7 protein-coding genes are annotated in these 8,022 nt (G+C 59.8%); all 7 read left to right on the forward strand.

Annotated features, from left to right (window positions below):
• Nucleotides 1–2: 2 nt before the first annotated feature.
• The 7 genes from ACM6IR_RS14825 to ACM6IR_RS14855 all read left to right on the forward strand — a co-directional run bounded on the left by ACM6IR_RS14825 (nucleotide 3) and on the right by ACM6IR_RS14855 (nucleotide 7,967).
• Nucleotides 3–1,136 carry a mannuronate-specific alginate lyase gene (locus ACM6IR_RS14825; RefSeq protein WP_414908416.1) on the forward strand — a complete coding sequence of 378 codons (1,134 nt, stop codon included), beginning with the start codon at nucleotides 3–5 and terminating at the stop codon, nucleotides 1,134–1,136.
• A gap of 214 nt (nucleotides 1,137–1,350) precedes the next feature.
• The gene (locus ACM6IR_RS14830) at nucleotides 1,351–2,916 is read left to right on the forward strand and encodes an MBOAT family O-acyltransferase (RefSeq protein ID WP_414908417.1); all 1,566 of its coding nucleotides are present in this window, start codon (nucleotides 1,351–1,353) and stop codon (nucleotides 2,914–2,916) included.
• An 11-nt stretch (nucleotides 2,917–2,927) separates the two neighbouring features.
• On the forward strand, nucleotides 2,928–4,103 hold the full coding sequence (locus ACM6IR_RS14835; RefSeq protein WP_414908418.1) for an alginate O-acetyltransferase: 1,176 nt from the start codon (nucleotides 2,928–2,930) through the stop codon (nucleotides 4,101–4,103).
• Nucleotides 4,104–4,117: 14 nt separating this feature from the next.
• A complete protein-coding gene (locus ACM6IR_RS14840; RefSeq protein ID WP_414908419.1) occupies nucleotides 4,118–4,786 on the forward strand; it encodes an alginate O-acetyltransferase AlgF in 669 nt (222 codons plus the stop codon).
• 241 nt (nucleotides 4,787–5,027) lie between these two features.
• A complete protein-coding gene (locus ACM6IR_RS14845; RefSeq protein WP_414908420.1) occupies nucleotides 5,028–6,479 on the forward strand; it encodes a mannose-1-phosphate guanylyltransferase/mannose-6-phosphate isomerase in 1,452 nt (483 codons plus the stop codon).
• Nucleotides 6,480–6,645: 166 nt separating this feature from the next.
• Nucleotides 6,646–7,110 (forward strand): multidrug transporter, encoded by a 465-nt coding sequence (locus ACM6IR_RS14850; protein WP_414908421.1) that lies wholly within the window; start codon nucleotides 6,646–6,648, stop codon nucleotides 7,108–7,110.
• 32 nt (nucleotides 7,111–7,142) lie between these two features.
• Nucleotides 7,143–7,967, forward strand: a complete 825-nt coding sequence (locus tag ACM6IR_RS14855) for an SDR family oxidoreductase (RefSeq protein WP_414908422.1) — start codon at nucleotides 7,143–7,145, stop codon at nucleotides 7,965–7,967.
• The last annotated feature ends 55 nt before the right edge of the window (nucleotides 7,968–8,022 follow it).

Raw genomic sequence — 8,022 nt, forward strand, 5'->3', positions numbered from 1 at the left:
CTATGACATGCCTGCAAACCCGAACTTTGAAAAAGCTACTCGTGCCGTCCCTGATGAGCCTGGCCTTGTTTGCCGGTGCGACCCGGGCCGCCGAGCCCTTGCGCCCTCCACAGGGTTATTTCGCGCCGATTGAAAAAGTCAAAGCCGGCGACAAGAGCGAAGGCTGTGATGCGATGCCGACGCCGTTCACCGGCTCGCTGCAATTTCGCAGCAAGTACGAAGGCTCCGACAAGGCGCGTTCGACCCTGAACGTGCAATCGGAAAAGGCCTTCCGCGACAGCACCGCCGACATCACCAAACTCGAGCGCGGTACCAGCAAGCGCGTGATGCAGTTCATGCGTGATGGCCGTCCGGAACAGCTCGAATGCACCCTGAACTGGTTGACCGCCTGGGCCAAGGCCGATGCGTTGATGTCCAAGGACTTCAACCACACCGGCAAGTCCATGCGCAAATGGGCATTGGGCAGCATGGCATCGTCCTATATCCGCCTGAAATTCTCCGACTCGCATCCATTGGCGAACCATCAGCAAGAGTCGCAGCTGATTGAAGCCTGGTTCAACAGAATGGCCGATCAGGTCGTCAGCGACTGGGACAACCTGCCGCTCGAGCAGAACAACAACCACTCGTACTGGGCCGCCTGGTCGGTGATGGCGACGTCCATCGCCACCAACCGCCGCGACCTGTTCGACTGGGCCGTGAAGGAATACAAGGTCGGTGCCCATCAAATCGACGCCGACGGCTACTTGCCGAACGAACTCAAGCGCCAGCAACGCGCCCTCGCCTATCACAACTACGCCCTGCCGCCGCTGGCAATGATCGCCAGTTTCGCCCAGGTCAACGGTGTGGATTTGCGTCAGGAAAACAACGGTGCCCTGAAACGCCTGGGTGATCGAGTGTTGGCCGGGATTAAAGACCCGGGCGAATTCGAGAAGAAAAACGGTAAAGAGCAGGACATGACCGACCTCAAAATCGACTCGAAATTTGCCTGGCTCGAACCGTACTGCACGCTCTACACCTGCCCGGCCGATGTGCTGGAGAAAAAGCATGGAATGCAGCCGTTCAAGTCTTTCCGACTGGGTGGCGATCTGACCAAGGTCTACGACCCTGCCAATGAAAAAGGCCACAAAGGTTCTTAGGACAGATGCAATCCCTGTAGGAGCGAGCGGTGCGGCGATCCGACTTGCCCGCGAAGAACGATGACACGGTTCATCAGTTCCATCGCGTAACGGCATTCGCGGGCAAGCCTCGCTCCTACAGGGTCAGTGAGTTGAGTGTATTCCCCCGGTTTTCGGTGGGGGGTTTGGGGGGGCCGTTGGCCCTTGACTGTTGGTTAAACAAGGAGAGATCGGGATGGTATTTTCGTCCAATGTGTTCCTGTTTTTATTCTTGCCGATCTTTCTCGGCTTGTATTACCTGAGCGGGATTCGCTATCGCAATCTGCTGCTGCTGATCGCCAGTTATGTGTTCTATGCCTGGTGGCGCGTGGACTTCCTTGCGCTGTTCGCTGCCGTCACGCTGTGGAACTACTGGATCGGCCTCAAAGTCGGCGCCGCCGGCGTGCGGACCAAGCCGGCCCAGCGCTGGTTACTCCTGGGTGTGGCCGTCGACCTGTGCATTCTCGGCTACTTCAAGTACGCCAACTTCGGCGTCGACAGCATCAACGCGATGATGACCTCGGTCGGTCTGTCACCGTTCATCCTGACCCACGTGCTGTTGCCGATCGGGATCTCGTTCTACATTTTCGAGTCCATCAGCTACATCATCGACGTCTACCGGGGAGACACCCCGGCGACCCGCAACCTGATCGACTTTGCCGCCTTCGTGGCGATCTTCCCGCACTTGATCGCAGGTCCGGTGTTGCGTTTCCGCGACCTCGCCGACCAGTTCAACAATCGCACCCACACCCTCGACAAGTTCTCCGAAGGTGCCACGCGGTTCATGCAGGGTTTCATCAAGAAGGTGTTCATCGCCGACACTCTCGCGGTAGTGGCCGACCATTGCTTCGCCTTGCAGCACCCGACCACGGGTGACGCCTGGCTCGGCGCCCTCGCCTACACCGCGCAGTTGTATTTCGACTTCTCCGGCTACAGCGACATGGCGATCGGTCTGGGCTTGATGATGGGTTTCCGCTTCATGGAAAACTTCAAACAGCCGTACATCAGCCAGTCGATCACCGAGTTCTGGCGTCGCTGGCACATCAGCCTGTCCACCTGGTTGCGTGACTACCTGTACATCACGCTGGGCGGTAACCGTAAAGGCACGCTGATGACGTATCGCAACCTGTTCCTGACCATGCTGCTCGGCGGTCTGTGGCACGGCGCGAACATCACCTACATCGTGTGGGGTGCGTGGCACGGCATGTGGCTGGCGATTGAAAAAGCGCTGGGCCTGAACACTTCGCCGCGCAGCATCAACCCGATCCGCTGGGCCCTGACGTTCCTGCTGGTGGTGATGGGCTGGGTGATCTTCCGCTCGGAAAACCTGCACGTTGCCGGTCGCATGTACGGCGCGATGTTCAGCTTCGGCGAATGGTCGCTGTCGGAACTCAACCAGGCCAGCCTCACCGGCCTGCAAGTCGCAACCCTGGTGGTGGCTTACATGACCCTGGCGTTCTTCGGCATTCGTGATTTCTACACCAACCGTCCGCCACTCAAGACCAAACCTGCCGTGAATGTCGAGGCCGATGGCCCGGCAACCGCCACGCCGGGAATGATCAAAGCCGTACCGGGCGACAACCCGGCCAACATCCACCAACCGGGTTACACCGTCGGCGTCGAAGCGACCGTGCAACCGGCCTACTGGACCGCTGACTGGCCACGTTACGTGATGCGCACACTGGTGCTGGTGCTGTTCATCGCCTCGATTTTCAAACTCTCGGCGCAAAGCTTCTCGCCGTTCCTTTACTTCCAGTTCTGAGGGATCTGACCATGACCCGCTCATTACGTATCTTCTACATCACCCTGTTCCTGGTGACCCTATTGGTCCTGGGTTTGTGGTCGACACGCAGCTTCTTCGGTTTCAGCACCAACGCCGACGCGACGGTGCTCAACGGTCGCTGGACCAAAGCCGTGGAGACGCACTACGACGACAAGTTCCCGATCAAGCGCCTGGGCACCAACCTTTGGGCCGCGCTGGACTTCAAACTGTTCAACGAAGGTCGTCCGGGCGTCGTGCTCGGTCGCGACCAGTGGTTGTACAGCGATGAAGAATTCAACCCGATCGTCAACGAAGAGCTGAACCTGCAAGGCAACTACGCTCTGGTCGAAGGCGTGCGCCAGACCCTGAAAGAGAAAGGCGTGAAACTGGTGATGGCGATCGTGCCGGCCAAGACGCGCCTGTACCCGGAACACTTGGGTGAAGTGAAGCCTTCGAGCATTCACGCCAACCTCTACCAGGACTTCCACGCCCGAGTGGCGGCGGACAAGATCCTCGCGCCCGACCTGCTCGGCCCGCTGCAACAGGGCAAGAAAAACGGTCAGCAAGTGTTCCTGCGCACCGACACCCACTGGACCCCGGAAGGCGCGCAAATCGCTGCCGAGACCCTGGCCAAAACCATCGCCGACAAGACCCCGCTCAGCGGCGTGCCGCAGCGTTTCGTCACCGAGCCTGCGGAGAAAGTCACCCATAAGGGCGACCTGCGCCTGTTCCTGCCGCTGGATCCGCTGTTCGAAAACCTGATGCCGGCGCCAGAACCGCTGCAGAAACGCAACACCGTGGCGGCTGACGACCAGCCTGCGGGTGATGACGCCCTGTTTGCCAACACCGAAGTGCCGGTGGCCCTGATTGGCACCAGCTACAGCGCCAATCCCAACTGGAACTTCGTCGGTGCGCTGAAACAAGCGCTGCACAGCGACGTGGTCAATTACGCCGAAGACGGCCACGGCCCGATTCTGCCGATGCTCAGCTACCTGAAAAGCGACGCTTTCAAGAACAGCCCGCCACAAGTGCTGATCTGGGAGTTTCCTGAACGTTATCTGCCTGTGAACAACGAAATCGGTGACGCCGACCCGCAGTGGGTCGCAGAGCTTAAACAAGCCGGCGTCCGCCAACAAAACGTAGCCGCAAACCCTAAATCCGAGACGCCCGACCGGGCGCAAAACTGAAAGAGAGGTACACCATGACTTTCACTACTACTCCTCGCCGTCTCGCCGCTCGCTCCTTAAAAGCAGTCGCACTCGTTACGGGCATGAGCGTTCTGTCGATGCATGCCTTCGCTGGCGGCGACTCCGCGCTCTACGGCCCGACTGCACCGAAAGGTTCGAGTTTCGTGCGTATCTACAACGCCGGTAACGCTGAAGTCAGCGCCACCGTCGGCACCACCAGCCTGAACGACGTCGCGCCGCTGTCCAGCAGTGATTTCAGCTTCATGCCGGGCGGCGACTACAGCGCCAAGGTCGGCAGCCAGACCCTGCCGGTGAAACTGGCCGGTGATCACTATTACACCCTGGTCAACAGCGCCAGCGGCGCCCCGCAACTGATCGAAGAGCCGCCGTTCAAGAACAAGCAGAAATCCCTGGTTCGCGTGCAGAACCTCAGCGACAAGGCCCTGACCCTGAAAACCGCCGACGGCAAGACCGAAGTGGTGCCCAACGTGGCCGCCAAGAGCCGTGGCGAACGTGAAATCAACCCGGTCAAAGTCAGCCTGGCGCTATACGATGGCGACAAGAAAGTCGGCGACGTAAAACCGGTTGCCCTGGAACGCGGTGAGGCCGCTGTGCTGTACGTCACCGGTAGCGGCACCAGCCTGTCGCCAGTCTGGGTAAAACGCCCGGTTTCGACGCGCTGATCAATTTGTCAGGACGGTGATCCTTGTAGCAGCTGGCGAAGCCTGCGTCCGACTGCGTAGCAGTCGCAATTCCGACAACTTGGTCTTCTGAATGACCGGATTGACGACGGCTGCGCCGCCGAACGCAGCCTCGCAGGCTCGGCAGCTGCTACAGGTGAACCGACCTGAGCTCGGAATAAGAAAAAGAGTGAAACGACAGAACGCAGTAGCTCTAACCAATCGATTTTAAAGGAGTAACAACATGATTCCGGTGATCTTGTCAGGTGGTAGCGGCTCACGTCTTTGGCCGCTTTCGCGTAAGCAGTTCCCTAAACAATTCCTCGCCCTGACCGGCGAACACACGCTGTTCCAGCAAACCCTGGAACGCCTGGTGTTCGACGGCATGGACACCCCGATCGTGGTCTGCAACAAAGACCACCGCTTCATCGTCAACGAACAACTGAGCGCCCGCAAGCTGGAAACCCAGCGCATCCTGATGGAACCGTTCGGCCGCAACACCGCGCCGGCCGTGGCCCTGACCGCGATGATGCTGGTCAACGAAGGTCGCGATGAGTTGATGCTGGTGTTGCCGGCTGACCACGTGCTGGAAGACCAGAAAGCCCTGCAACGCGCCTTGGCGCTGGCCACCGTCGCCGCAGAAAACGGCGAAATGGTGCTGTTCGGCGTACCGGCCACCAAACCGGAAACCGGCTACGGCTACATCAAGTCGACCAACGACTCGCTGCTGCCCGAAGGCGTCAGCCGTGTCGCGCACTTCGTTGAAAAACCCGATGTGAAACGCGCCACCGAGTTTGTCCAGTCCGGCGGTTACTTCTGGAACAGCGGCATGTTCCTGTTCCGCGCCAGCCGCTTCCTCGAAGAACTGAAAAAACACGATCCGGACATCTACGACACCTGCCTACTGACCCTGGAACGCAGCGAGCAGGATGCCGACACCGTCGACATCGATGCCGCGACCTTCGCCTGCTGCCCGGACAACTCCATCGACTACGCCGTGATGGAAAAAACCCAGCGCGCCTGTGTCGTACCACTGACCGCGGGCTGGAGCGATGTCGGCTGCTGGTCGTCGCTGTGGGAGGTGAATGAAAAAGACGCCAATGGCAACGTGACCAAAGGCGACGTGGTTATTCAGGACAGCAAAAACTGCATGATTCACGGCAACGGCAAATTGGTGTCGGTGATCGGTCTGGAGAACATCGTGGTCGTCGAAACCAAGGACGCCATGATGATCGCGCACAAGGACAAGGTCCAAGGCGTGAAGCAGATGGTCAACACCCTCAACGAACTGGGCCGTAGCGAAACCCAGACTCACTGCGAAGTCTATCGTCCGTGGGGCTCCTACGACTCGGTGGACATGGGCGGCCGCTTCCAGGTCAAGCACATCTCGGTGAAGCCGGGCGCATGCCTGTCGCTGCAGATGCACCACCACCGCGCCGAACACTGGATCGTGGTCAGCGGTACCGCTGAAGTGACTTGCGACGAAAACGTGTTCCTGCTCACTGAAAACCAGTCGACCTACATCCCGATCGCTTCGGTTCACCGCCTGCGCAACCCGGGCAAGATTGCACTCGAGATCATCGAAGTGCAATCGGGCAGCTACCTGGGTGAAGACGATATCGAGCGGTTTGAAGACATCTACGGTCGTTCCACCCCGATCGAACGCGGCGTGTCGGTGAAAACCATCGCGCAGTAAGCGTTCAGCAAAACAAGAAGCCCCTGCCCTGCCCGCTGCGTTCCCTATCCGCAGCAGGTTGGGCGGGGGCTTTTTTTGTCTGGAATTTTTGGCGTCTGGGCCGGCCTCATCGCCACCTCATCTACGCTTAGGTAGGATGACCTTCTCTCCCCCGAGGTTTCGCGTCATGTTCATCGGCGTCCTGCTGGTCATCACCTGGCTCATTCTGTTGCTGCGTTATCCGGCAAAAGCCTTGCCCGTCTCTCTGGCGGCCGCCGTCGGGTTGGCGTTGGTGGCGACCTGGGTGGTCTGGCTGGACAATCGCGAGATCAAGCAACTGGCACGCCTTGAGTTGCGCATCACTTACGCGCCGGAACACTGCCCGGCGGACCGGCCGTTGCAACTGAAAATGAACAACGGCAACGACGTACCGCTGACCGAGTTGCGTTGGCGCATCGCCGCCTACGCGCCGGGCGATACGGTCAATCTGGCCGACAATCAATACGCCGCCCCGCGCTACCGCGGCCCCGGTGAATTGCAGGCCGGCGCCAATTGGGAAGACTGTTTGCCATTGCCGCCGCTGCGCCCCGGTTATCGCCCGCAAACTCTGGAGTTTCGCGCCGAGCGATTGCAGGGTAGTTTCTCTGACTGATCCCCTTTTTCGTTTTGCACAAGGACCGCGCCATGCCCGTTGCGTTGATTACTGGTTGTTCCAGCGGCATAGGCCGCGCCCTGGCCGATGCGTTCAAAGTGGCCGGTTACAAAGTCTGGGCCAGTGCCCGCAAAGCTGAAGATGTGGCCGTGTTGACCGCTGCCGGCTTCACCGCCGTGCAACTGGACGTCAACGATGGCGCGGCACTCGAACACTTGAGCGAGCGGATCAATCAGCTGCACGGTGGCCTCGACGTGTTGATCAACAACGCCGGTTATGGCGCTATGGGGCCGTTGCTCGATGGCGGTGTGCCGGCCATGCAGCGCCAGTTCGAAACCAATGTGTTCGCCATCGTCGGCGTGACCCGCGCGCTGTTTCCGGTACTGCGCCGGGCCAGGGGCCTGGTGGTGAACATTGGCAGCGTTTCCGGTGTGTTGGTTACGCCTTTCGCCGGTGCCTACTGCGCCTCGAAAGCGGCAGTGCATGCCTTGAGCGATGCCTTGCGCATGGAGCTGGCACCGTTTGGCGTAAGGGTCATGGAAGTGCAGCCAGGCGCCATCGCCTCCAGCTTTGCCAAGAATGCCGGCCAGGAGGCTGAACAGTTGATCACCGAGCAATCACCGTGGTTTCCGCTGCGCGAAGGCATTCGGGCGCGCGCCAAGGCGTCCCAGGACAAGCCGACGCCGGCCAAGGAATTTGCACAAGGTTTGCTCAAGGCTGTGCAGCAGAGCAAACCACCGCGCCTGATTCGCCTGGGCAATGGCAGCCGGGCGCTGCCGTTACTGGCGGGATTGTTGCCCAAGGGGTTGCTGGAGGCGGGGTTGATGAAGCGGTTCGGGTTGAGTGGGAGGCTCTGAGTCCGCGTCGCCCCCTTCGCGAGCAGGCTCGCTCCCACATTTGAAATACATTCCC

The organism is Pseudomonas sp. IT-P253, from assembly GCF_949768125.1.
Taxonomy (GTDB): domain Bacteria; phylum Pseudomonadota; class Gammaproteobacteria; order Pseudomonadales; family Pseudomonadaceae; genus Aquipseudomonas.

What these genes read in the sequence shown, in the direction of transcription:
- ACM6IR_RS14850 (WP_414908421.1), top strand. Translation starts at nt 6,646, where the DNA reads ATGTTCATCGGCGTCCTGCTGGTCATCACCTGGCTCATTCTGTTGCTG.
- ACM6IR_RS14840 (WP_414908419.1), top strand. Translation starts at nt 4,118, where the DNA reads ATGACTTTCACTACTACTCCTCGCCGTCTCGCCGCTCGCTCCTTAAAA.
- ACM6IR_RS14835 (WP_414908418.1), top strand. Translation starts at nt 2,928, where the DNA reads ATGACCCGCTCATTACGTATCTTCTACATCACCCTGTTCCTGGTGACC.
- ACM6IR_RS14825 (WP_414908416.1), top strand. Translation starts at nt 3, where the DNA reads ATGACATGCCTGCAAACCCGAACTTTGAAAAAGCTACTCGTGCCGTCC.
- ACM6IR_RS14830 (WP_414908417.1), top strand. Translation starts at nt 1,351, where the DNA reads ATGGTATTTTCGTCCAATGTGTTCCTGTTTTTATTCTTGCCGATCTTT.
- ACM6IR_RS14845 (WP_414908420.1), top strand. Translation starts at nt 5,028, where the DNA reads ATGATTCCGGTGATCTTGTCAGGTGGTAGCGGCTCACGTCTTTGGCCG.
- ACM6IR_RS14855 (WP_414908422.1), top strand. Translation starts at nt 7,143, where the DNA reads ATGCCCGTTGCGTTGATTACTGGTTGTTCCAGCGGCATAGGCCGCGCC.